Here is a 25,032-nt window from a genome sequence, read left to right on the forward strand (position 1 = left end):
TGTCGACAACCCGATCCTGCTGTAATTTTTCGCTCAAGCGCCCCAGATCAGCGCCTCGGTCCACCCCAGCTCGGCAAAATCCTCAGCCCTCAGGCCTGACTCACCAGCACAGAAAAACTCGTCCAGTTGCGGTGGTTTGACCGAGGTACCGCTGAGCATGGCGTGAACCTGCCCGCGATGATGAATCTGGTGCTCGAACAGATGGGAGAGCATGCGTACGCGGCTCTCATGTTGCGGCGTGTCCCGGGCAATGGTCACGATCTTGCCGAGGTCGGCGTCGCGCATTTGCTCGCAGTAGGCGATCAGTCGACGGTCCACCAGCGCTTGTTCGCGCTTGAGGTGTACCGCTTGCGTAAACGGCTCGTCCTGATTGAAAAACACGTAGCAGTCGGGATGCGGATCGTCGCCGCGCAACTCCCGCTCCAGCGCATCCACGTAAAACCAGTCGCAGGTCAGGATGTGATTGAGGGTCGCGCGCAGACTGGGAAAGAAGCTGACCCGCGGTGCCGCCAGATCGGCCGGGCTCAACTGGCTCCAGGCCTTGGCGAGTCGATGATTGGCCCAAGCGTTTTGATAGGCCATGGTCAGCAGATGGTGCGACAAAGGCTGATTCATGTTCGCGGCTCCTTGTTCAAGCTTCGGCGAAACGTTGCAGCTGCATTTCCTGTAAACGGCTGAGGGTGCGGCGGAACGGAAACTCCAGATAGCCCTCGGTGTACAACGATTCCATGGGCACCTGCGCTTCGAGGCACAGCGGCACCTTGCGGTCGTAGCACTCGTCCACCAGGGCGATGAAACGCCGTACACCGTCGTCATGCACCGACAATTGCGGCAGCTCGCGATCACCCGCCACCACCCGTTCGACGCCGTCTTCAGTGCCTCGGGCGATGCGCCCTTCGCGCTTTTGCGCGCTAAGGTTGGGCACGTCACTCAACAGAATAGCGCTGAAGGTATCGCACAGGGCGATGAAATCCATGGCGGCAAAAGGCTGTTCACAGAGATCGGCGTAACGAGTCCAGAGTACGGTTGGGCTGGCCTGCACGACATTGAGTGGGCGGTAGCCCACCTTGATTGGGTCACTGGACACCGACTGGCCGACGGTCAATGCCTTGAACACTTCTCCCAGAGCGCTGGGTTGCCCCGGTGCCGCCACCCAGTAACGTTGCAAACCTTTGCCTGGGTGCAGGCGATGATCTTCGCCGCCATCCACCGCAATCACCTGCATATGTTTCTTGATGGCCTCGATGGCGGGCACGAACCGGTCGCGATTGAAACCATCGGCGTACAGCTGGTCCGGTGGCTGATTGGAGGTGCAGACCACCACCACGCCCTGCTCGAACATCACCTGAAACAAACGCCCGAGAATGATCGCGTCGCCGATGTCGTTAACGAACAATTCGTCAAAGCACAGGACCCGCACTTCCTCGCTCAGTTCGCGAGCCAGCGCCTTCAACGGGTCGGCGGTGCCGGTCAGTTGAAACGAACGCTGATGGACCCAGCCCATAAAGTGGTGAAAGTGTTGGCGACGGGCCGGGACCTTCAGGCTTTGGTAAAACTGGTCCATCAACCAGGTTTTGCCGCGCCCGACCGGGCCCCAGAGGTACACGCCAGTGATCGGCGTGCGCCCTTCATGCAGCGCTTCGTAGCATTTCTGCAGCGCCCACACGGCATGCTCCTGGGCTTCGTCCTGGACGAAGCCCTTCTGTTCGATGGCGTGTTGCCAGGCGCTTAAGGGGGAGTCGACATTCATGCGCGGCAGTATGCCACGCGGTCTGGTTAGAGAGAGATGTCTAGCCGGGCAATCTTGCCCTGTTCATTCAGGCGAAACATGTAGCGCAACTCCAGAGGGCTGCCCGGAAACGTTCCGGAGATCAGGTTATGCACCAGCACCTTGCCGGTGCGCAGTTGCACGTCGAGCACTTCAACCCGTGGCTGGTAACGCTGGGCAGTGTCTTGCATCCATTGCGCGATGGCCTGAGTGCCGACCTGGTGCTGGCCTTCATCGAACACATTGGCATCCTCAGCGAAAAAACTGGCGACCCGCGAGGTGTCGCGGGCATTGGCGGCAGCAATGTAGGCGGCGATGGCGGGTGCCAGTGAAGAGGCGGGATTGGACATGGTTACGGCTCCTTGTTTGTTGATTCTGGAGCCATGCTAAAACAAGCCTGTGTCAGTTCTTGTCAGGAGTGAAGCGTCCTGCTTCGTCCAGTTGCATCTGCTTGCGCCAAGTGCGCAACAGGTCGCTGCGCCGCCCCGGATAACGCTCGCCCTGCTCGTTCGATGCCGAGATCCGGTCAGTGCGAAAGGTGCGATAGGCGCTGCGCAATTCACACCAGGCGACGATGATTCGCACCTCGTTTAGAAACCCCAGGGCCAGCGGCCAGATCAACCGCTGACTTGGCACCTGGTTGGCGTCCGCGTAATCGATGTGCAGCTTGGCCTGATCGCGGATGGCCTGGCGGAACACATTCAGTGGCACGACGTTGGGCGCAAAGCCATAGCCGGGCGGCCCCGGCAACACCGTCGGGTTGCGTAACGCGTCCAGCGCTTCAGGCGCCAATACCGCGGCAATCTTGGCCAACGCATCTGCCGCAGCCTTGCTCAACACCTCATCGCCGCGCTGATCCACATAGCGCAACCCCAGCACGATGGCTTCGGTTTCATCGGCGTTAAGCATCAACGGCGGCAGAAACAAACCGCTGCGCAGCACGTAGCCGATCCCCGCTTCGCCGTAGATTGGCGCGCCAAGGGCGGTGAGTTCGGCGATGTCGCGGTACAGCGTACGCTCGGAAATCTCCAATTCGCCAGCAAGTGTTGCCGCGGTCACTGGACGACTTTTGCCACGCAGCACTTGCAACAAGGTCAGTAAACGAGTGGTACGCGACACGATCAGCAGGCTCTGTCCGTAAAAGTTGTCGGAGCTTAGCAGAGGACCCTGTCAGAAAGTGGCAGTAGCGATGACGCCGATGGTCGGCCTTTCTCTTGCGAACGGGAAAGCGACTTGACGGCCGTTGCCGCGGAACTGGGCGCGGCGGGGCATATTCGACTGGGGTTGTAGGGAATCACACGGGTTGAAACTGTGGGAACCCGGTTGTCTTTTGAAAAAGCTCCAAAATAAAAACAACCATGACAGTTGCTCCCACATTTTCTTGTGTGTTACCGGTCGACCTTATGTTTAGCTGCATACAAACACAGCATTTCCATCGCCAACGTCGCCGCCGCCAGTGAGGTAATGTCCGCACTGTCGTAGGCCGGCGCCACTTCCACGACGTCCATTCCCACCAGATTAATCCCGCGCAAGCCACCCAGGATTTCCAGCGCCTGCACCGTGCTCAAGCCGCCGCACACCGGCGTTCCGGTGCCTGGAGCGAAAGCAGGATCGAGGCAATCAATGTCGAACGTCAGGTACACCGGGTTATCACCGACCCGCGCCCGAATGGCCTCGACAATCGCATCAACACCACGTCGATGCACTTGTCGCGCATCCAGCACCTGGAAACCCTGGTGATCATCATTGGTGGTGCGCAAGCCGATCTGCACCGAACGCGACGGATCCACCAACCCTTCCTTGGCCGCGTGCCAGAACATCGTGCCGTGATCGACGCGCTTGCCGTCTTCGTCCGGCCAGGTGTCACTGTGGGCGTCGAAGTGGATCAACGACAGTGGACCATGTTTACGCGCATGGGCCTTGAGCAGCGGATACGTGATGAAGTGATCCCCGCCGAACGTCAGCATCGCGCTACCGGCGTTGAGTATGTGTTCGGCATGGGCTTCGATGCTTTCCGGCACCGAATGCGGTGTGCCGTAATCGAAGTCGCAATCGCCGTAGTCGATGACCGCCAGGTGGTCGAACGGGTCGAAGGCCCACGGCCAGTGACGTTCCCAGGCAATCCCGGTGGACGCGGCACGAATGCCGCGTGGTCCGAAACGCGCACCGGGACGGTTGCTGGTGGCAGTGTCGAACGGGACACCGGTGACCGCTACGTCAACGCCGCGCAAGTCGCGACTGTAGCGACGACGCATGAAACTGGTGATACCGGCGTAGGTACTTTCGGCGGCGGTGCCATAGAGGCTGTCGCGGGTCATGGCCTGATCGTTTTGCATCGGGACGTCCATCTCAGGTTCCTTATTATTGGCGGCTACGGAAAGTGGTCCACAAGCGAGTGCGTTGACGCATGTCCTTGAGGCTCATGCTGCGGTCGGCGTACAGCCGGTCACGCACGTCGGCGGGTGGGTAAATGTCCGGGTCGGTGCGCACGGCCTCATCCACCAGCGGCGTGGCGGCCTGGTTGGCGGTGGCAAAGAACAAGGTGTTGGTCAGTGCTGCGACGGACTCCGGACGCAACATGAATTCAATGAACTGGCGTGCGGCTTCGGGATGGGGCGCGTCCTTGGGGATCGCCAGGTTGTCCTGCCACACGATCGTGCCTTCCTTGGGAATCCTGTAGGCGATTTCATAGGGTTTGTTGGCCTTGCGCGCCTGATCGGCGGCCATGCTCGCGTCACCGTTATAGGCCAGGGCCAGACAGACACTGCCGTTGGCCAGATCATTGATCTGTCGGCCACTGGCGATGTACAACACGTTAGGCTGCAACTGATGCAGCAACGCTTGCGCCGCGTCCAGGTCGTTCTTGTCTGTGCTGTAGGGATCTTTACCCAGATAGTGCAACGCCAGACCGATCACCTCCTGCGGCGAGTCAATGATCGCGATGCCGCAGTCCTTCAGTTTGCTGGCGTACTCCGGTTTGAACAGCAGGTCCAGGCTGTTGAGCGGCACGTTCGGCAAGCGTTTCTGCACCGCTTCGACATTCATCCCAAGCCCCAGCGTGCCCCAGGTATAGGGCACACCGTAGAGATTGCCCGGGTCGACCGCGGCGAGTTTTTCCAACAGATCCGGATCAAGGTTGGCGTAGCCCTTCAGGCCTTCGTGAGGAATGGCCTTCAGCGCACCGGCCGCCAAGCCACGGGCCAGCACGCTGGACGATGGCACTACCACGTCATAGCCGCTGCCACCGGTGAGCAGTTTGGTTTCGAGCACTTCCGGCGCGTCGAACGTGTCGTAACGTACGTGAATGCCGGTTTCCTGCTCGAACCGCTGCAAGGTCTCCGGCGCTACGTAATCGGCCCAACTGTAGAGATTGACGACTTTTTCCTCGGCCTGAGCCGATACGGCCATGGCGAGAAACAGCGCGGGGAAACACAGTTTGAAGGTGGGAGCCATGACGAACACCTGACCAGAGGAAGTGGATGCAGAATGCGTCGTCGGATACATTGGTGAAATATCAAGTTTGTTATCCTGACTTTATCCCGGAGTAATGTTTGATGCTCGGCCAACTCCATGATCTCGATCTGCAACTGTTGCGCCTGTTCGTCAACGTGGTGGAGTGCGGCGGTTTCAGCGCGGCTCAGGGTGAGTTGGGCTTGAGCCAGTCGAGCATCAGCCAGCAAATGGCCAAACTGGAAATCCGACTCGGCTATCGCCTGTGCAGTCGCGGCAAGGGTGGTTTCAAGATCACGCCCAAGGGTGAACAACTGCTCAACGCGACTCGTAGCCTGTTCGAGTCCATCGAAGCCTTCCGCCACCAATCCAATGGTGTGGCCGGGCGTTTGATCGGCGAGGTTCGTCTGGGGCTGTCCGAAGCACTCGATCAATCCGTGCTGCAACGGGTGGCCGATGCGATCCGGCGCTTTCGTGAACGGGACGAGTCGGTACGTATCGAGTTGATCAGCGCCATGCCCGGCGAAATGGAACGGTTGCTGCTGCAACAACGACTGGACCTGGCGATCGGCTATTTCTCACAAGTGCAAAGCGCTTTTGACTACCGCGAACTGTTTACCGAAACCCAGCACCTGTATTGCGCCGCCGGCCATCCGTTGTTCACCAATGATGCACCTGATGATCTAGCGCTACAGGCTTGTGATCGGGTCGATCACCCTTACCGTTTCCTGCGCAGCGACGAGCCCTTCCAGGGGAAGATGTGTTCGGCGCGCTCGGAGCAAGTCGAAGGCACCCTCGCCTTCATTCTCTCCGGCAAGCATGTCGGTTATTTGCCCGAACACTTTGCCCGGAGCTGGGAAGACAAGGAATTGCTGCGCGCCGTGCGTCGTGGCGATATGAGTTTCGACGTGGCATTCCATCTGGCCCGCCATCGCGCCCAGGTGCCGGGGGATGCGCAAAACGCCTTTGAAGAGGATTTGTTGGCGGCGTTTGCCTGAAGGTCAAAAGATCGCAGCCTTCGGCAACTCCTACATGAGATTGGCGTAGGAGCTGCCGAAGGCTGCGATCTTTTGATCTTGCTTCGGTCGTTTTTTTGCCGTGGCCCGACCGTTCTGGCATCCTGCGCCTCCATTTTTTGACCCGGCCCGCCTTCTGGCATGCACACCACCATGACCGCCTCTGAAAAAGCCCCTGCCCCGCGCAATAACGACCTGATTTACGGCCTCGACGATCGCCCGCATCTGACCGCCACCGTCTTCGCTGCCCTGCAACACGTACTCGCCAGTTTCGTCGGCATCATCACCCCGACCCTTATCATGGGGGGCGCCCTCGGCCTGCAAAGCGAAGTGCCATACCTGATCAGCATGGCGCTGTTCGTCTCGGGGCTGGGCACGTTTGTTCAGGCACGACGTTTCGGCCCGATCGGTTCCGGCCTGCTGTGTCTGCAGGGCACCAGCTTCTCATTCATCAGCGTGATTCTCAGTGCCGGTTTCATGGTCAAGGCCCGGGGTGGCGGCACCGATGAAATCCTGTCGACGATCTTCGGTGTGTGCTTTTTCGCCGCCTTCATCGAAGTCGTGTTGAGCCAGTTCATCGGCAAATTGCGGATGCTGATCACCCCGGTGGTGACCGGCACGATCATCACGCTGATGGGCCTGTCGCTGATCAAAGTCGCCATGACCGACATCGCTGGCGGCTTCGGTGCGGCGGATCTCGGCGCGGCCAGTCATCTGGCCCTGGCGGCCCTGGTGCTCGGAACGATTGTGGTGTTGAACCGGGTCGATGTGCCGTTCCTGCGCCTCGGTGCGATCGTCATCGGCCTGACCTTCGGCTATGTCGTGGCCTGGCTGATGGGTGACGTCAACTTCACCAGCCTGCCCGACGTACCGCTGATGAGCGTACCGGTGCCGTTCAAGTACGGCTTTAACTTCGATTGGGTGGCGTTTGTGCCAGTGGCGGTGATTTTCCTCGTCTCGCCGCTGGAAGCCGCCGGTGACTTGACCGCCAACTCGATGATTTCCCGGCAGCCCGTCAAAGGCCCGATCTACATCCGCCGAATCAAGTCCGGCCTGCTCGCCGACGGCCTTAACTCGGCCATGGCCGCCGTGTTCAACAGCATGCCGATGGTGACCTTCGCCCAGAACAACGGCGTGATTCAGCTCACCGGCGTGGCCAGCCGCTACGTGGCGTTCTTCATTGCCGGATTATTGGTGGTACTGGGATTGTTCCCGATGATCGGCGCGGTGCTGCAGCTGATGCCCAAACCGGTACTCGGTGGCGCTGAACTGGTGATGTTCGGCACCGTCGCCGTCGCCGGGATCAAGATCCTCGCCGAAGCCGGCCTGCATCGGCGCAACATGCTGATCGTGTCGATTTCCCTCGGCATGGGCCTGGGTGTTGCGGCGGTTCCGGAAGTGCTGCGCGAGTTGCCGAAGGCGCTGCACAACATCTTCGAATCGCCGATCACCGTCGGCGCGTTGTGCGCTATCGTGCTGAATATCTTCCTGCCCGAAGGGTTCATTGAGCTGGAAGAGGACGATTTCGATCCGGAAGCCTCGATCCTGCGGGTCATGGAAAACCCGGATGTCCCGGCCAAGGGTGAACCCGTCTCGCCTGCCGCTGTCGCACCCTTGAACCGCTAGAAAATGCTCGAGGCCGAGCCACTGGCGGTTCGGCCTTTTCTTTAAGAGAGCACGTTTATGCGCAGTGTCCACGCCGTTATCCTTTCCCTGCTTTTGCTCTCCTTGAGCGCCTGTGCCCTGTTCCCCAATCGCGACCCGCTGAACATCAACGTGGTCGGCTTCGAGCCGCTGCAAAGCCAGGACATGGAAGTACGCTTTGCCGTGAAAATACGCGTACAAAACCCCAACGAGACCACCATCAATTACAACGGCGTGGCCCTCGACCTGGAAGTCAACGGCCAGCCACTCGCCTCTGGCGTCAGCGATCAATCGGGCTCGATTGCACGCTTTTCCGAAACCGTGCTGACCGTTCCGGTAAGTGTTTCGGCGTTCTCCGTGCTGCGCCAGACCCTGGGCCTGAGCAAAACCCAAACCCTCGACAACCTGCCCTACGTCCTGCGCGGCAAACTCGCGGGCGGCTTGTTCGGCACCATGCGTTTCGTGGACAGTGGAAAACTCAGCCTGCCAACGTCGACGCCCGGCACCTGGTAAGTTCGATTCAAGGAGCGACAAAGAACATGGAAGCCACCCCCACGCTCTACACCGAACTCTATTCATGAACACAACAGGTGTGAACGTCACAAATCAAATGTGGGAGCGGCGGTGCGGCGATCCGACTTGCTCGCGAAGAGGCCGGCACATCCAGCATAGATGTTGAATGTTATGGCCCCTTCGCGAGCAAGCCCGCACCCACAGGGGGTTATGCGGTGAAGCTAACACCCGGTTTGGCGCGCTCATCTACTGTCAATTCGAAGACGTCCGGGCGCGCGTAGTGCCCCACCACGTCGAAGTCGTAACGGGCACGGACCAGATCATCGGTGTCGATTTCTGCGGTGAGCAAACCGGCGCTGTCACGCAGAGGTCCTGCCAGAATATCGCCCATCGGCCCGACGATCACGCTGCCACCGGCAATCAATGGCCGGTCCGCCGGCCAGTTGGCGATCTCCACGCCCAAGGCTTGCGGTGAATCCTGAACCTGACAGGCGCTGACCACAAAGCAGCGTCCTTCATGGGCGATATGGCGCATGCTGACCTGCCACATTTCCCGCTCATCCACCGTTGGCGCGCACCAGACTTCCACGCCTTTGGCGTACATCGCGGTGCGCAGCAACGGCATCATGTTTTCCCAGCAAATCACCGCACCGATCCGCCCGATCTGACTGTCGATCACCGGCAGCGTCGAGCCATCGCCTTTGCCCCAAATCAACCGCTCGGTGCCGGTGGGCATCAGTTTGCGGTGCTTGGCGACCAGCCCGGCCTGCGGGTCGAAATACAACGCGGTGCAGTACAAGGTGCTGCCGGCGCGTTCGATGACACCGATCACCAGGTTGGCGCCGGTGCGCGCAGACAACCCGGCCAATGCTTCGGTTTCCGCGCCGGGCACGTCGATCGCATTGGCGAAATACCGGGCAAAGGCTTCACGCCCTTCCGGCAGTCGATAACCCAGCTGAGTACCAAAGCCCTCGCCTTTGGGGTAACCGCCGAGCAACGCTTCCGGCATGACCACCAGCGCAGCGCCGGATTCGATAATCGCGTTTTCCCAGGCAAGGATCTGTTCCAGGGTCTCGGCTTTGCCGCCGGGTAAAGAGCCGATTTGCAGTGCAGCAACGATTGACTTGGGCATCGCAGTAACTCCGAAAGCAATGAGGTGTTGCTCATTCTCAGGCGCCACGGGATCATGAATAAAGCCCCATTCACTGCTGAATGATATGAACCAAATGAATATCGCCACCGTCGATCTCAACCTGCTTAAAGTCTTCGAAGCGCTGCACGAAGAGTCCAGCGCCAGCCGGGCCGCGTTGCGTCTGGGCGTGACGCAATCAGCCGTCAGCGCCGCACTGCGAAGGTTGCGCGAGGTGTATGGCGATCAGTTGTTCGTGCGCACCGGTCGAGGACTCGGGCCCACGCTCAAGGCCAACCAGTTGAAACCGGTGGTCAGCGATGCCCTGAACAAATGCCGGCAGAGCCTGGCGATGGTCGATCCGGCCGCCCACCATTACGACGGGCGCTCGGTGACCGTGGGGATGTCAGATGATTTCGAGATCGCTTATGGGCGCCGGCTGATCGAAGAAATCGCCCGCGTCGCGCCGAAGCTACGGTTGATCTTTCGTCAGACCCATAGCCAGATCGTCGCCGAGGCGTTGATGGAACGCAGTATTGATCTGGCGATCACCGCCGGTGGGTTTGCCGAGCGCTTGCTCAGCCGTCAGGTGTTGGGAGAAGGCGATTATCTGTGTTTGGTGGACCCGCTCAGCCTGGCCGAGGGACAGCAAACCCTCAGCCTTGATGAGTTCGTCGACCGCGAGCACATTCTGGTGTCGTCGGGCGGCTTTATCGGGATCACCGATGAGGGGCTGGCGGCGCTGGGGTTGACTCGGCGGGTATGCGCTTCGACCACACACTTTGCGGCATTGCCGCACTTGCTCAAGGGCAGTCAGGCCGTGGCGACCATTCCGGCCCATGCGGCCCAAAGCATTGCAGCGCTCAGCGGGCTGGCACTGCTGCCCTGCCCTTTGGCGTTGCTGCGTTACCCGATCGAACTGGGCTGGCGCACCAGTACACAGCTCGATCCGGTGGTGCTGAAAGTACGGGAAGCGATTGTCGCGAGTTTTGCGAGCGCGTAGGAGCTGCCGCAGGCTGCGATCTTTTGATTTTGCTTTTTTAAAACAAGATCAAAAGATCGCAGCCTTCGGCAGCTCCTACAGAGATGTGTGTCGGGTTCAGGTTACTTGGCAGCCATCAGACGATTAATCTCGCTGCGCACCATGTTCGCGAATTCCGGGGGCGACATGCCGTCAAGTTCGGCACGGACCCACTCCGCCCATTTGCCTTTGCGCTTGGCGCGTTCACCGAACAACCGCGCGGCCTCGCCCTTGGACTTGCCCAGGTTGCTTTGCCAGAGATCGAACAGACGGGATTTCTCATCTTCAAGCGCAGCGCGCTCGGCAAGGGGTTTGTCGGCCAGATTGAAGCTCATGGGAGTTACCTGCTGCGTAAAATAGGCGCCATCTTACACTGTAGGAAGAAATGTCCGACTCAGGATTTTTCCTCAGGGTTGGGTCAACGCGAAAATCCACTGCAACTTTTTCGCTGACGACAGACTCCATTGTTCACTGTCCATTTATCTGCAAGGAGTACCTCAATGGCCCGAAAAACCGCCGCACAAGTCGCCGAAGACCAGATCAAGGATCAAGCCTTCAGCGAACTTCAGGCTCTGATCGAAGAGTCGGAAAAGCTGCTCAAGAGCAGTGCCTCGATGGTGGGTGAGGAAGCGGACACACTTCGTGGGCAGATCGCCCAGAAACTTCAGCAGGCTCGGGACTCCGTCACCAGCGTTCGAGACCGGACCAAACCTGCGGTCGAAGCCACTGAAACCTACATCGGTGGTCATCCGTGGCAAACCGTGGCGATCTCTGCCGGTTTCGGCCTGGTAGTCGGGTTGTTGCTGGGTCGGCGGTAAGCGGTTCTGCTTTAGGTACAAAAGCAAAAAGGCGAGCATTGAGCTTAATGCCGGTCAGTTAAGAAACGACACAATCCGTAGCAGCTGGCGAAGCTTGCGTTCGTCTGCGCAGCAGTCGTAAAACCTGGGTTTGCGGTCTTCCTGAAACACCGCATCGTCTGATTTCACGACTGCTGCGCAGCCGAACGCAGCCTTCGGCAGCTGCTACAAGGAAGTGCGTCGCAGCTGAAATTGCTTAACTGACCGGCATTAAGCAACGAGCTCGCCTTTTTCTTGCCCGGGTTTTATGCAGTACTCAGAGTCCGGCCAATTCCCGCAAACTCGCCAACGTCTGATCATCGAGCCGGATGCCTTCGGTGCGGGACTTGGCCCGTTGTTGGTGACGTCGATCACCTGGCAAACGCTTGAGCCCCACACCGTGCATCTGCCGGACCAGTTCCTGACTGCGCTCGGCAAAACTCTGCCCGGCCGCCTTGCTCGGGTCGATCACGATCAACAGTTGGCCAGTCCACGGTGTCTTGGCGCCCGGATGATTCGACCAATCGAACTCGAAGGAAAAATTGCCACCGGTCAACGCCGCCGCCAACAGTTCCACCATCATCGACAGCGCCGAACCTTTATGCCCGCCAAACGGCAGCAATGCGCCGCCCTCAAGAATCGCTTTCGGGTCCTGGGTCGGCTGGCCAAGACCGTCCACACCCATGCCTGGCGGCAAACGCTCACCCTTGCGCGCGGCGATCTGCACATCACCATGGGCAATGGCGCTGGTCGCCAGGTCGAAGACAATCGGATCGCCGTCAGCCCGAGGGGCGGCGAAAGCAATCGGGTTGGTCCCGAACAGCGGACGATCGGCACCGTGCGGCACCACGCAGGTCATGCTGTTGACCACGCTCAGCGCCACCAGCCCTTCATAGGCAAAGGGCTCGACATCCGGCCACAAGGCTGCGAAATGGTGGGAGTTACGAATCGCCAGCACCGCAATGCCGGCACTCCGGGCTTTTTCCACCAACAAACCGCGTGCTGCGGCGAGGGCCGGTTGGGCGAAACCATTACCGGCGTCGACCCGGACAAAGCCCGAAGCCACGTCCTCGACCACCGGCACGGCCTGGCCATTGACCCAGCCGCTCTGGAGCGTTGACACGTAACCGGGAATGCGGAACACGCCATGGCTATGGGCGCCATCGCGTTCGGCGCCGGCGCAGTTGAGGGCCAGTATCCTGGCCACCTCGGCGGAGGTGCCATGGCGCTGAAAAATCTGCTCAAGCAAAAGAACGAGCGCGTCGAAATCGAGCGTTTGAGTGTTCGAACTGACGGCCACTTCGGGCGTTGCGGTCATCTGAAGCTCCAGTTTTATTATTGAGTACGGGCAACAGGGTGAAGCGAGGTTGCAGGGCAACCCAAAACAGTTGTCGATTAAGCGCTGTTCTACCGGCTTCCTGTCAAGTCTCGACAGTCTGTTCGGATCAAGCAATATGTACCGCCCCCGAGCCTTCCACTGACCGTACTGTTTTTCCTCAATCCAACGACCGGCAATTACCCGCCGATCGCAGCACAACGAGGAAAAACCATGTCTGCTCCCCTACTCCCGTATTTTTTCGACGAGGCAGAACTTGCATCCAATGCCAGACAGCCCGATGAACGTGAAATGGCACTGTCCTTCACGATTGATGACCTGAAGTGGTTGAAGGTTGTTTATCTGGCGACGCATGCAATCCGTGGCGCCAATAGCAAGCCTATGCACGTCGATCAGCTGCTTTTAAGCGTGCCTGATGCACCCGATATCCCCCTGGCCGGCGCTTTTGCCATGAGCCGGCCCAACGATGGAGAAGTCACGCTCTACACACCGTGGAAAGGCCTGATCAAATTCGCGGACATGGAGGACCTCAAAAGCAGACTCAAGGAATGGTTGGCACAGCCCACCGGGAAGCGTGAGTTATTGCGCTTTCTCTCCATCGAACAACGCAGCGCTTTACCCGCCACCACTGCGCCAGACATTGCCACGCAAATAGTCGAAGGTGCGGTGTTCCAGGACCAGGAGCTCACCCTCGAGCGCAATCAGGCTCAGAACATCAAGACGATGATGGGTGAGCTGGTCAAGCTGCCAACGCTGCAATCGATGCTGGACGATACCCTCAAGAACGCGTTGCACAAACCGTTCCCCAGACTGGACCAGCGTCTTACTCGACTGAAGAGCTTTGTCAGGACGATTTCAGCCTCCGACGGCAGCGATTACCAGCACACGCTTTCCTCGCATTCACTGAGCGATGCCCTGCTGCATTACTACCTGACCAACGAGTGGCCGACTGGCGATTCCAGAGTCTTTTCCAATCCCCAACACAGTGTGAGCAGCGACGCCGATAACCAGGCCTGGGAAAGCGCAGTCAAAGAGATCGCGCAAAGTTTTACCCCTCACTTGCAGAGCCTGCTCAAGACGTTCTGGAACACACCGATGAACAACGGGCAGTCACGCTCGGAGTTTTTTGCCGAGGGTTTGCGCGACACCTATCACGTGAAGCTTTTGCTTCAGCGTCAGCAAGGTGTTCTGACGACGCAGGAATACCTGCGACTGATGAATGTCAGCCTCGAACCTGAAACCGTCGATCCTCTTCGCATCGAAAAAGTGCGTATCACCGCGCCCTTCAAGCATTACGCGCAGCTGGCCTCGACCTTGATGATCGGCAGCCGCGAAACCCTGGGCTTTCTGTACACACAGTCCAGAGGCATTGAGGCGACGAGCGACCTGCCCGCTGTCAGGAGAATCGTCCTGGAGATGATGAAAAGCGAAGGCCACGAAGACACGCTGCTCAACTTCATGTCTTTGGGCGAACGCGGCACGTTTCTTTCATTGGAGCCGGATGAGCGCGTCATTGTCGGTGAACCGATCATCAGCCCGGTGTTTGAACAATTGATGGACGACATCCTTGGCAAACAACGGGAGAACCTGTCCCACGCGCTGAGCCGTTACCGTGAAAGCGAAGGTACACAGGATCCTCATGCCTTGATCGACAAGGCACTGGATGTCCGGGGATTGATCGACGACCGACTGCTGGCGGCCGATACCGCAGGACGTTGGAGTACACGCGCGGACCAGCGCTGGAGCGCACAACCGGCCACCGTTCGTGCCGAGTCGGCCAAAGAGCAACTGGCCCGACTCTCCTCCGTTAAGGTGGCGCTCGACCAACTCCTCGACAACCATCCGGTCATTCCCACAACAACCCGCACGATTACCGAGGCGCAGCGCATCGTCGGTTCGTCGCTCGGGAGCTTGCAATCGAGTTTCACTCACACCCTGTCAACGGCATTGCGCAGTGAATTGAAGCTGCACGCCGTCACGCGCACCCTGAGTGCGATGGAACAGGCGATCATCAAAACCGTGCTTGATACCCCGGTACGCTTGCATCGAGCTGCATTGAACGGCTTTTTTCCGGACGTATTTTCCTTGGCGTTGAAGGCAAGCGAAGCCACGGCCCCGTTGAAACTGGCCAGTTGTTTTGTGCTGACTGAACGTGGAGGCCTGGACCCAAAGCATTCGGGCAAGGCGATTTTGTGGACGCCGGCGTCGGGATTTGAAGCCTTCGGGGCATTGACTCCGTTGCTGACCGAGCTGGATCGACGCCTCAAGGACGCCGATGATCGCACCACCCTTCTGGAGAACCTTGGGCGTAGCGAGAGAGTGGCTGGGCAGACTTACACCCTGGCGCCGCTACAGCGAATAGATGAGCATTTTCTCGATCACGTGCAAAAGCCCTATGTCCAGCTGGACCAGGCGTGCGTCACCCGTGCGCTGGCCACGAAGCTTCCCGCGACGACCCTGGCCAGTCTTTTGAAGCTGGTGGCGCTGCGTCAACCGATGACGGGGTTAGACCGCGCGACGGACATCGCCCAATCCCTGACGACCCAGCAAAAACTGCCGGCATGGCTGGCCAAGGCGTCCATTCAAGACCAGATACTGCATGGGGAGTTGCTTCAGCAATACCTCAACAACGTCACCGACGACCAGGACTACCTCACCGGCATACGCTCCCTGGCGCGCACGGCGCACCATGCACTTGAAAAACAACTCAAGGCAGATACGTTCGACATCGATCCGGATAAGGTCCAGATCCTGATCAGCGCACGCTCGAGGTCTGCGCCCAGCACCCAAACCCTGACCGACTTTGCACTGACCCATCTCAAGGATCTGGACAAAACCCATTTCACACTGGTGTCGCTTGATAACACCGAGATTCCCGAGGACATGGACCAAAGCTACATCAGAGCCCTGATACGAAACTTGAAGCTGGGTGAACATCAACAAAAGACATTGAACGAAGCCTTTGCAGACACCCAGGCGAATGCAACGGACCGCAGGAAGCGGTTTTACACGCAATTACCCTGGCAGCTGATGCATTACGCCCACACGGAAAAACTGCAGGAGCGCCTGAGCGAGACGGGGTTTGATCTGATACGCCAAGTCATGGACATGCCTGACGCTATCGCCCGCGCGGCAGTCGACGGTGCCCACGCGATCATCCGCCCACTTGAACTCCTGGGCATCAAGAGTGGACAGGCGATCAAAGTGCCAGGCGTCTATCTGATTGGCTCATCGGCCGATAGCACCGCGCCACAAGTCCTTGTCGCGCCTCACAGCCCTCGGCACGGAGTGAAAGAATATAAGAATGAAACACAACTGCTGACAGAACTGAAGACTCGCGGCGGTCTGCTCGACTGGGTACTCATGAACCTCCCGCAGCCTGATCGGATACAGCTTGAGTACAGGATGATGACCTCCAGTAACCGCCTCCCCGAAGTGACGCTGGCGTCCAATCCGATCAAGGGGAATCTGTTCAAACACTTGTTCAACGACAACGTCGGGTTATTAGTCCGATTGCTCGGTTGTCAGATCGATGACAACAAGCAGGGTGAATGGGCAACCATCAAGCATGTGCTGAGTGAAGATTTGCATGAGGCATTTACGTTCTTGACGGGCAAGCTTGCCTACCCGATCACGGTGTGGCGCAGTTATCGCGACATCAAGCAATCCGCCGAAGACCTTCAAACGCACAAATGGGGGGCGGCGATAAAGGAATTTATCAGCGGCATTGCGCAACTGGCCTCGTTGCGACAATCGCTGGAAGCGCAAGCGAAGTCATCTTCTACGCCAAGTACACCTGCGCCAGAAACGCCCGATACCCGATTCAAATGGCAGAACGTTGCCATTACAGCCCCCGAACGTACGCAGTTGAAGCGTCATGAAAGCATGGACGTCGATCTGAATTCGCTCACATTGAACTCAAGTCTTGGGCTCTATACCCATCCGACGACAAAAAAAACCTACGCACCGGTTGAAGGAAAGGTATATCCGGTCGCAAAGCGCGGCACACACTGGCGCATCGCTGACACAAAAATTCGTGGGCCTCGGCTGACTCAGAACGTGTCGAAACAATGGGTTCTAGATAGGCAAACGCCAACGCCCCGTTTCAGCATCGGCAATCGGTTGCGCACCGCATTTTCAGTTTGGGCGGGCATGAACGTCGATGCCAATGGAATGCCCGAAATCCGTCGACTGTTTCCGCAAAAGGCTCGTCAGATTGACGAAGCGCTGGACCTGGCAACCACCTATGCCTGGAACTGCTTTCAAAACCTGCAATTGCTGAAGTCTTCCGACAAAACGGTTACCCCAGTGCATCAACTCATCATGGATTTTTTTGATGTACCGCAGGTGCAGTCCGCGCATGTGGAGCAGCTTGAGAAAGTCTTGGGCGACATTTTTGCGGCCTTGTTGGACCCCTCACTCAGAAAGCCGAAGAGCAGCCGTTTTGTAGTCGGCAGGCTGGTCAGTGGCGCGGCAACTTCATTCGGTTTCACCGTTCCAACGGATGCAAAGCGGAAAATTTATCTGGCAGAAAAATTCTTCGACACCGGTTTCGACATCTACCGCCCACATCTTACTGACTCTGCCTTCCCTATCAACACGCATGCCCGAGCAGTAACCCTTATTCATGAGCTTTCCCACCTCGTCTGCAACACCGAAGACATTGCTTACCTCGATTCTGGCGGACCATTCTCCCATCTGATTGGAACGGCCAGCGCAACCGCCAGTAACCTCAAGCACGCATTGACCACGCTTCAGGACACCGCACTCTCGATCAAGACACCCCTGACTCAGCTGTTCATGACCGAAGATCCTGATACCGGTGTGTGGGAGGATCCGGGCAGCACTTCATATGAAAATACTGATCGGGTAAAAGCGCATATATTGACCTTGACCGGCGGAGAAAACCTGAGCGGTGCCCGCAAAATTTTCAAGAGAGATCCACTGGTCAGACTCAAGGTGCAACTCGGCAACGCCGACAGCGTTGCATGGCTCATCAGCCATATTGGGCGCCAACTGCACACCAGCACCCCGTGAATCAGAAAAATAAACTCCCATTTGGTGGGTCATTGCCATGACGGTTGTTCTCGCAGACTTCCTCACAAGGTTAGAATGCAGGAAATCAGGATGAGTCAATGACCGACACCCCTCTCTCGCAAGCCGAATACGACGCTGTCACCGATGCCGCTGCGCATTGGTGCATGCGTCTGCACGCCAACGATTGCACTGCTGAAGAGCGGCTGGCGTTCGAGCAATGGCATGACGCTCATCCGCTTCACGCGTTCGAGTACGAGGCCATGCTGGAGATCTGGGATGTCGCGGGGGACCTGCCACGTCCAGAAACCGTGGTCCCGATGGTCCGCGCCAAAGCTGCTACGCCTTGGCGCACCTTGGGTATCGCCGCCGCGGTTTGCGCCATGGCATTGCCGCTGGCGGCCTATACCGGCTGGAACCTGGGCTGGCTACCCAATTCCTACCAACATTTCGAGGCGAACGACAATGTCCGCCAGGTCACCCTGAGCGATGGCAGTCAGGTGGAACTGAACCTGGGCACTGAGCTGACGTTCAGTAACTACAAGGATCAACGTCGGATTACGCTGAAAAAAGGCGAAGCCTTCTTCAGCGTCAGCCATGACACTCGGCACCCCTTCATTGTCAAAGCGGCCGAAGGCAGGATTCGGGTCACCGGAACCAAATTCAACGTCTGGATGTATGAAGATCAGGTACGTGTGAACCTGATAGAAGGTTCGGTGCTGGTGAGCAGCAATGATGCCCTGACGGGTGACGGCTTGCGCCTTGAGCCCGCGATGCAGGCGAGCTTTAGACGCGGCGACTTCACTCCCCGGATCAGTCAGACCTACGACAATGACAACTCAATGGCGTGGCGCAGCGGAAAACTGGTGCTCGATGATCTGGCGCTGACCGACGCATTGCCATTGATCAATCGCTACTTGAGTAAACCGGTGATGGTGGCCGACAACAGCACTGGCTCGATTCGCATCGGCGGCATCTACAACATCAAAGAGCTCAACAACCTGGTGGCTTCCCTGCCCAAGGTGTTACCGGTCTACCTGACCCGCAACAAGGATGGCAATCCGGTCCTCAATTCCATTCCGCAACAAACCCCAAAAAGCTGAAGGCCGCGACCTTTGCAAGGTGCGGCCTTCATTCTTCGTTCAAACACCATCAGCGTTACTGTACGGCCACCTTCCCGGCTTTTTCATCCTGCTCGCGGATCGTCTGAACCTGGTACTGGGACGTTATCTGCTGTTCGGTGAACGGCAACACACTCAACTGCTTCCTGGAAAATGCCACGGTCTGATCTCTGGAGTACTTGGAGGCCGGGTCACTGGAGAGCGAGAATGCCAGCAGCCCCTGGGCCTGCGGCCCCTTGTCATCGAAGGTCACCACCTGCAAATAGCTGGTCCCGCTGACGACCTCGAGTTTACCGTCGGTTCTCGGCACGCTCTGAATGGCGTTATAAACCCCCAGAGTGCCAGGTCCACCGTGAATCGGTGTCTGCTGGCCACCGCTGCTGACCACCTGGATATCACCCCAGCGGCTATCGGCCTTGAGCCCCATCTTGTTGATCTTCGCTATCGATGCCTGCATCGCTTCGCGAACTGCCTTTGCGACTTCCGGACGATCGACCGCCAGGCCACGCGGGGTGTGTTGCGGGTCTTTCGGATCGAACGCCACACGCCACAGATCAGGCGTTTCCTGTAGCGACGCCATGACATCCTGGAAATGCACAAACCCCAGGCCGCTGTCCAGATTCGCACTGCGATCCCAGGCCTTGAGACTGGCACACAGCGGCGCGAGCGCTGGCGCATCGGTACCCAGTGCCGCCCCACAGAACTGCAGCAGGTCCGGCATCACTTGTGCCGCCTGATACACCTGGTCGTCCATCACCATGTGTTGCAGATCCGTCGCTGCTATGGGACCTGCCTTGTTCAACGTGTTCAGGCGATCCAGCGCAAAACGCGAGCGCAGCCCCAATGGCTGGCCATCCTGGCTGATCAGCGGCGAAAAACCGGTGAGCGGTTGCGCCGGGTTGGCCATCCAGGCCGAATCGTTGGAGTGCTGCACAAAATCCTTGCGCAACAGTTGCGGCAACTTGTCTGCCGCAAAAATGCCTTTTTGTGCAGCCGTCGGGTCGATGTCCCAGGCACACGCACTGTTGGAACCGTCGAGGACGATCATCTGCAAACCGGCCCGCGGATCACTGCACCTGGCCAGTTTGTCGGCACTGACGTTCGGCACGACCGAGAGATTCATGTACAGCGTCTGCCCCTGATCATCCGTCGCCAGGGTGTTGACCCACGGGATCCCCTGGATCTTGTGCACCGAGGCCTGCAAGTCCTTGAGGCTGACCGCGCGGTTCATTGCATACCACTGCTGCAAGACCCGGTCGTTATCCAGATTGGCGTCGCGCAAGCTGTAGGCGAACTGGTTGTCCCAGTCGAGCTTTCCGGGCCACTGCACGATCGGGCCGAACTGCGAACTGTAGACCACATGAGAAACTGGCCGAGTCTGGCCATCCGGTTGCTTCACGTTCACAGTCAGGGTCTGTTTCTGCATCGGCAAGGACTTGCCATCAAGCAGATAGCGGGTCGATTCCTTGGGATCGAGTTGCAGGCGATACAAGGTGAAATGCTTGGACGTATCCACTGTATGGGTCCACGCCAGGTGCTGGTTGAAACCGATGTTGATCATCGGCAACCCCGGCAGCGCCGCGCCCATGACGTCCAGTTTGCCGGGAATGGTCAGGTGCATTTGATAGAAACGCATCCCGCCGACCCAAGGGAAATGCGGATTGGCCAGCAACATGCCGCGGCCGTTGAAAGAACGCTCACTGCCGACCGCCACGGCATTGCTGCCGCGGTCCAGGGCAAACCGCTGCATGCGCGAGGCGGCCATTTGGAACGACACCGGTTCGACTGCCACATGTGCAACGGCTTTAGGGGGGGTGGCACCGGCCAAGGCTTCGGCAAACTGCCCTACTCCGCCTTCGACCAGCAGGCGCCGCGTCAACTTGACCAGATCCTGGGCGGTAATCTCGCGTACCCAGTCGCCCTGACACTGCTGCGGCAAACCCTGCACCCGACGTTCTGTCAGCGAACGGTTATAGCCCGCCACATACCCTTCAATGAGATCGCGCACTGGCGGGGTTTGCGCCTGCCAGAAACCCTCGACGGCCTGTGGCGTGTTCAGCCAATTGAAAAACAGATCGCTGACCAGGTTTTCGCGTTCTTCGACCGTGAACTGATCCGGGCCGAAATAGCGTGAACGTTCGCCGTTCACGGTAGTGATCTCATTGGCCAGCAGGCACAGGTTGTCCTGAGCGTAGGCGTAACCAATGCCATAACCGAGCCCGCGCTCGTTGTCGGCACGGATATGCGGCACACCGAAACTGGTCCGGCGAATGTCGGCGCTCGCCTGCTCCTGCTGACTGCGTGCGTTTGCCGCAAGACTCAAGCCTACCAACACGCCTGCAAGGCTCAACCGGGTTAACTGCCTGGAAATAATCACGCTCGCTCCTGATCGAAAAGACAAACACCCTGCGTCATACACGCACTGCGCCTTCCCCTAGGAACGAAACAAATGACAAAAATTTAGGCCCTGAAAGGCGCTTTTCACGGACATCTCACAGGCCACTGACGTGATGGCGACAAAATTTCTACATTTGGGGCTTCATTATTTGCCCTGCTCGTACGTCTTATTGAATGAGAGCACCCATCACATTTCCTGGCCGGCTCGGAAAAGGAGTTTTTGCATGTACAACTCGCAACTGCCAACGGACGGTAGCAATGCGCCAAAGGGCTCTGCCATGGGCTCCGGTGTTTTCAGTCAACGCAGTGAGCGCAATGGCAACGAGCGGATCAGGTTACTGCTCAAAAGCTATGGTCTGCGAACCAGTCTGATCCGCCTCAAAGTCATCGACGCCTTGCTGAGCGCCGCCGAAAGCGACCGTAGCCTTGGCGTGCGTGGCGTGCACAGCCACTTGCTGGACCTGGATATTCCCCTGTCCTTTCTCAGTGTGCGGGAAGTGTTGAAACGCTTGTGCAGCGAAGGCGTGATCACGCTCACCCCGGACAAAAGCTACAGCCTGCATCCCGACGCTGTAGCCATGCTCCATCGCGAGTAATCAGCTTGGCTGCGTCACTCAGGGTTTGACCTTGCGGCGCATCACGCCATTGATCACCACTACGATCACCGCCACGCCGATGGCGATGTACTGAAACAGCTTCTCGCTGATGACGCCTGCGTTTTGCAGATACGAAAGGCCGAACATGATCCCCAACACCACGAGGGAGATCAGAATCGAGTATTTCAAACGTTGCGACTGAGTCATTGCGAGTTCCTGAACCTGAAAAATGTATCCGGTTTGTATCAGAGCGCATGCCAAGCCCCTACCGTTCTCCGGGGATGGAACGCTACAAACGGGGTCTCATGTTACAGCCGATGAAGAGTTTTGGCTTCATAGTGGCGATAACCATGAGGATTTTGAAATGTTCCGTCGAATCACACTGCTGATTCCGCTGCTTGCCATACTTTCCCTGAGCGGCTGCATCATTTTCCCCCACGGCGGCTGGCACGGCGGCCATCATTACGACCGTGGCGGACCGGGTTATTACCAGCATCGATAACGGTTGGCAGTTTCATATCGTGTGAATAATTGAACACTCATTCGTAAGACAAATACCCTACCCAATAACCACTGAACAAATGCCCGCCCTGTCGCGGGCATTTTTCGTACATGCGTATTCACTTCTTGTTTCCTTCCCTGTGCACATCGAAACATAGCGATAACCATTGAAGCTTTCGGTCTTAATCGACCAATTGAGCTATTGATATTCGATGATTACTCTCGGCGCATTGCAATAAAACCCGTTATTAACTTTTGAGCAAAGAACAGGGATGCCATGCACAAGCCTTTAATCAATATCAGCCCCCACCATTTGTTTGGCTTTTGCCTTGCAATAACTTTTTTCGAACTGCTGACCTATATGGCCAGCGACATGATCATGCCGGGCATGTTGACCGTCACCCGACAACTGGATGCCAGCCCCGACCATGTCCCCTACGCCTTCAATCTATATCTGGCCGGCGGCATGCTTCTGCAATGGCTGATTGGCCCGCTGTCTGATCATTTCGGTCGCCGCCGGATGTTGCTCATCGGTTGCGCGGTATTCGCCCTGGCCTGTGCCGCCGCGTTCAACGTGCAAAGCATTTATGCGTTCAATGGCTTGCGACTGATTCAGGGCATGGGGTTGGGGTTTGTCATCGCGGTCAGCTACCCGGCCCTGCAAGAAGTTTTCTGCGAAGCCGACGCGGTCAAAATCATGGCGTTGCTGGGGAACGTAGCACTGCTCTCCCCGCTTCTGGGGCCGTTGCTCGGCAGTCTGCTGCTGGAGTGGTTGTCCTGGCGGGAATTGTTTTTACTGCTGGGTATCGGCGGCGTGATGGTCTGGCTCGGGCTTTACCTGTTCATGCCGGAAACCGTGGGCACCCTGCGCCACGACGGTCAGCGACTGGAAGCCGTGCGCTTTGAATGGCACAGCACTCTGCGCCGCTATGCCGCGCTGCTGACTAACCCGCGATTCCTTTGCGCCGCAGTCGCGCTGGGCGTGATGAGCCTGCCCTTGATTGCCTGGATCGGGTTGGCGCCGCTCTTGCTGATCCACAACCAGGGGCTTTCAACTCTGCACTATGGCCTGTGGCAAATCCCGGTGTTCGCTCCGTCATTCTCGGCAATCTGATCCTCAACCGACTGATTGCCAACGCTGAATTGCCACAACTGATTCGATACTCGCTTTGGCCGTTTTGCGGTGGGCTCATCGCGTTAGTCGCCATCAGCGTCTACGGCGCTTCGACAGTCGTGCTGATCAGCTGCCTGGCGCTTTACGCCGTTGGGCTTGGCATGAGCAATGCCGCGCTGTACCGGCTTGCACTGTTCGCCAGCGACGACAGCAAAGGTCTGGTCTCGGCCATGATCGGCATGATCTCGATCGCCGTCATGGGTGGCGGCGGCTCCCTTATTGCGGCCGCCGGTGCCGGTGACAGCCACGAATCGTTCGCTTTGATGGCGGGTATCGCGGGGCTACTGAGCCTGGCGCCCCTACGCCTCTTTCTGCGGCGCGCTCACATCGCGCTTGCCGTCTGACACCACACAGTAGGTCTTTTGATGATCCATTTACCCCACACCGATGCGCTCTGCGCGTTAACGCAACCCTATTGCCTGGATTCCGTACCCGAGGGTCTGTTCGACCAGGCGATGGGGGAAATCAGCCTGTTTCATTGTCACCACACGCCTGGCTACGAACGCTGGCTAAACGCCAACGGGCTCGATGCCCAGGACCTGGAGACACTGGATGACTGGTCCAGGTTGCCACCGATTTTCGCAAACTATTTCAAACGCCACTTGTTGTTCGGTCCCACCGGCGAAGGCGCGCTGGAGCTGACCTCATCCGGCACCAGCGGCCAGAGGAGTCGCATGCGCTATGACCCTCGCAGCATGGCGGCGGCCCAAGGCATGGTGAGCCACATTTTCCGGCACTACGGCTGGGATACTCCGCAAAGCCCCTGCAATTATTTGCTCCTTAGCTACGAGCCCGAGGCGGCCATCACCTTGGGCACTGCTTACACCGACCAGTTTCTCTGCAGCTATGCGCCCGTCAATCGAGTCGTCTACGGATTGCGCCGGACGGGTAAAGGTCACGAGTTCGACCTGTTTGGCGTGATTCGCGCCTTGCAGGAGTTTGCCGACGAGGGATTGCCCGTACGGATAATCGGATTTCCTGCGTTTCTTTCCCATGCGCTACAGCACATGGAGAACACCACGGCACCGAATCTCAAGCTACCCGCCCAGTCACTGGTGTTTCTGGGAGGCGGCTGGAAAACCCAGGCAGCACAAGAGATTCCCTTGCTTGAGTTGTATGCCCGAATCAACCGGCAACTGGGCATCGACCTGTCCCGCTGTCGGGATGGTTACGGCGCCGTCGAGCATGCCGTGCCCTACATCCAATGTGCCCACCATCATTTTCATGCGCCCATTTACTCGAAGGTTTTCGTGCGCAACCCATCCGATTTCACGGTCCGGCCATACGGCCAACGCGGCTTGCTGGAATTCGTCTCCCCGTACATTTCGTCAAGCCCTGCTCATGCTGTGGTCATGGGCGATCTGGCGACATTACACCCCGGCGCACATTGCGGATGCGGCCTGACGACCGATTGGTTCGAGCTGCACGGACGCGCAGGCACCACCGCCAGCCGCAACTGCGCCATGGCGGCCTCAGAACTGCTGGGAGAGGCTTGA

At 58.2% G+C, this 25,032-nt stretch carries 21 protein-coding genes and 1 pseudogene; 11 read left to right on the forward strand and 11 right to left on the reverse strand.

Translation table 11 applies throughout. The features are described 5' to 3' along the window. Window positions 1-33: 33 nt before the first annotated feature. The 6 genes from E3W21_RS12365 to E3W21_RS12390 all read right to left on the reverse strand — a co-directional run bounded on the left by E3W21_RS12365 (window position 34) and on the right by E3W21_RS12390 (window position 5,221). A complete protein-coding gene (locus E3W21_RS12365) occupies window positions 34-615 on the reverse strand; it encodes a DinB family protein (protein WP_134420038.1) in 582 nt (193 codons plus the stop codon). A gap of 16 nt (window positions 616-631) precedes the next feature. Further along, window positions 632-1,750 carry a cell division protein ZapE gene (gene zapE / locus E3W21_RS12370; RefSeq protein WP_134420040.1) on the reverse strand — a complete coding sequence of 373 codons (1,119 nt, stop codon included), beginning with the start codon at window positions 1,748-1,750 and terminating at the stop codon, window positions 632-634. A gap of 26 nt (window positions 1,751-1,776) precedes the next feature. Further along, window positions 1,777-2,118 (reverse strand): nuclear transport factor 2 family protein, encoded by a 342-nt coding sequence (locus E3W21_RS12375; protein ID WP_007897370.1) that lies wholly within the window; start codon window positions 2,116-2,118, stop codon window positions 1,777-1,779. A gap of 52 nt (window positions 2,119-2,170) precedes the next feature. Continuing rightward, window positions 2,171-2,887: a YafY family protein gene (locus E3W21_RS12380; protein ID WP_134420042.1), complete on the reverse strand. Its 717-nt coding sequence runs from the start codon at window positions 2,885-2,887 to the stop codon at window positions 2,171-2,173. A gap of 269 nt (window positions 2,888-3,156) precedes the next feature. Next, entirely contained in the window at window positions 3,157-4,116 is a 960-nt protein-coding gene (gene speB / locus E3W21_RS12385; protein WP_134420044.1) for an agmatinase, read from the reverse strand. A 13-nt stretch (window positions 4,117-4,129) separates the two neighbouring features. Continuing rightward, on the reverse strand, window positions 4,130-5,221 hold the full coding sequence (locus E3W21_RS12390; RefSeq protein ID WP_129444389.1) for a polyamine ABC transporter substrate-binding protein: 1,092 nt from the start codon (window positions 5,219-5,221) through the stop codon (window positions 4,130-4,132). Between the two features lie 101 nt (window positions 5,222-5,322). On the opposite strand from E3W21_RS12390, the gene E3W21_RS12395 reads away from it, so the two are divergent. From E3W21_RS12395 to E3W21_RS12405, 3 genes are all read left to right on the forward strand, one after another. Then, on the forward strand, window positions 5,323-6,216 hold the full coding sequence (locus tag E3W21_RS12395; RefSeq protein ID WP_134420046.1) for a LysR family transcriptional regulator: 894 nt from the start codon (window positions 5,323-5,325) through the stop codon (window positions 6,214-6,216). A gap of 171 nt (window positions 6,217-6,387) precedes the next feature. Beyond that, complete coding sequence (locus E3W21_RS12400) at window positions 6,388-7,860, forward strand: nucleobase:cation symporter-2 family protein (protein WP_134420048.1); 1,473 nt, start codon at window positions 6,388-6,390, stop codon at window positions 7,858-7,860. A gap of 57 nt (window positions 7,861-7,917) precedes the next feature. Next, window positions 7,918-8,391 (forward strand): LEA type 2 family protein, encoded by a 474-nt coding sequence (locus E3W21_RS12405; RefSeq protein WP_134420050.1) that lies wholly within the window; start codon window positions 7,918-7,920, stop codon window positions 8,389-8,391. Between the two features lie 208 nt (window positions 8,392-8,599). Here the strand turns inward: E3W21_RS12405 and E3W21_RS12410 are convergent, their stop codons facing one another. After that, window positions 8,600-9,523 (reverse strand): carbon-nitrogen hydrolase family protein, encoded by a 924-nt coding sequence (locus E3W21_RS12410; RefSeq protein WP_129444397.1) that lies wholly within the window; start codon window positions 9,521-9,523, stop codon window positions 8,600-8,602. A gap of 85 nt (window positions 9,524-9,608) precedes the next feature. On the opposite strand from E3W21_RS12410, the gene E3W21_RS12415 reads away from it, so the two are divergent. After that, window positions 9,609-10,523, forward strand: a complete 915-nt coding sequence (locus E3W21_RS12415; protein WP_134420052.1) for a LysR family transcriptional regulator — start codon at window positions 9,609-9,611, stop codon at window positions 10,521-10,523. Between the two features lie 101 nt (window positions 10,524-10,624). Here E3W21_RS12415 and E3W21_RS12425 read toward each other — a convergent pair whose 3' ends face one another. Further along, entirely contained in the window at window positions 10,625-10,876 is a 252-nt protein-coding gene (locus tag E3W21_RS12425; protein ID WP_129444401.1) for a hypothetical protein, read from the reverse strand. A 165-nt stretch (window positions 10,877-11,041) separates the two neighbouring features. Here E3W21_RS12425 and E3W21_RS12430 point away from each other — a divergent pair, with 165 nt between their 5' ends. Continuing rightward, window positions 11,042-11,359: a YqjD family protein gene (locus E3W21_RS12430; RefSeq protein WP_134420054.1), complete on the forward strand. Its 318-nt coding sequence runs from the start codon at window positions 11,042-11,044 to the stop codon at window positions 11,357-11,359. A gap of 295 nt (window positions 11,360-11,654) precedes the next feature. Here E3W21_RS12430 and E3W21_RS12435 read toward each other — a convergent pair whose 3' ends face one another. Beyond that, window positions 11,655-12,695 (reverse strand): Ldh family oxidoreductase, encoded by a 1,041-nt coding sequence (locus E3W21_RS12435; protein ID WP_134420056.1) that lies wholly within the window; start codon window positions 12,693-12,695, stop codon window positions 11,655-11,657. 231 nt (window positions 12,696-12,926) lie between these two features. On the opposite strand from E3W21_RS12435, the gene E3W21_RS12440 reads away from it, so the two are divergent. Both E3W21_RS12440 and E3W21_RS12445 read left to right on the forward strand, forming a co-directional pair. Then, window positions 12,927-17,750, forward strand: coding sequence for a dermonecrotic toxin domain-containing protein (locus E3W21_RS12440; protein ID WP_134420058.1), 4,824 nt, complete (start codon window positions 12,927-12,929; stop codon window positions 17,748-17,750). 98 nt (window positions 17,751-17,848) lie between these two features. Then, the gene (locus tag E3W21_RS12445) at window positions 17,849-18,850 is read left to right on the forward strand and encodes a FecR family protein (protein WP_134420060.1); all 1,002 of its coding nucleotides are present in this window, start codon (window positions 17,849-17,851) and stop codon (window positions 18,848-18,850) included. 55 nt (window positions 18,851-18,905) lie between these two features. Here E3W21_RS12445 and E3W21_RS12450 read toward each other — a convergent pair whose 3' ends face one another. Continuing rightward, the gene (locus E3W21_RS12450; protein ID WP_134420062.1) at window positions 18,906-21,245 is read right to left on the reverse strand and encodes an acylase; all 2,340 of its coding nucleotides are present in this window, start codon (window positions 21,243-21,245) and stop codon (window positions 18,906-18,908) included. Between the two features lie 244 nt (window positions 21,246-21,489). On the opposite strand from E3W21_RS12450, the gene E3W21_RS12455 reads away from it, so the two are divergent. After that, window positions 21,490-21,861, forward strand: a complete 372-nt coding sequence (locus E3W21_RS12455; protein WP_129444411.1) for a fe2+ zn2+ uptake regulation protein — start codon at window positions 21,490-21,492, stop codon at window positions 21,859-21,861. Window positions 21,862-21,879: 18 nt separating this feature from the next. Here the strand turns inward: E3W21_RS12455 and E3W21_RS12460 are convergent, their stop codons facing one another. Continuing rightward, window positions 21,880-22,068 (reverse strand): hypothetical protein, encoded by a 189-nt coding sequence (locus E3W21_RS12460; RefSeq protein ID WP_008024801.1) that lies wholly within the window; start codon window positions 22,066-22,068, stop codon window positions 21,880-21,882. Between the two features lie 157 nt (window positions 22,069-22,225). Here E3W21_RS12460 and E3W21_RS31150 point away from each other — a divergent pair, with 157 nt between their 5' ends. From E3W21_RS31150 to E3W21_RS12470, 3 genes and pseudogenes are all read left to right on the forward strand, one after another. Continuing rightward, window positions 22,226-22,363 (forward strand): hypothetical protein, encoded by a 138-nt coding sequence (locus E3W21_RS31150; RefSeq protein ID WP_165353291.1) that lies wholly within the window; start codon window positions 22,226-22,228, stop codon window positions 22,361-22,363. 276 nt (window positions 22,364-22,639) lie between these two features. Beyond that, window positions 22,640-23,880, forward strand: a pseudogene (locus tag E3W21_RS12465) (MFS transporter). Between the two features lie 21 nt (window positions 23,881-23,901). Then, complete coding sequence (locus E3W21_RS12470; RefSeq protein ID WP_134420064.1) at window positions 23,902-25,032, forward strand: acyl-protein synthase; 1,131 nt, start codon at window positions 23,902-23,904, stop codon at window positions 25,030-25,032.

Source organism: Pseudomonas sp. F01002 (assembly GCF_004402115.1).
In the GTDB taxonomy this organism is placed as follows: Bacteria; Pseudomonadota; Gammaproteobacteria; order Pseudomonadales; family Pseudomonadaceae; genus Aquipseudomonas; species Aquipseudomonas frigoris.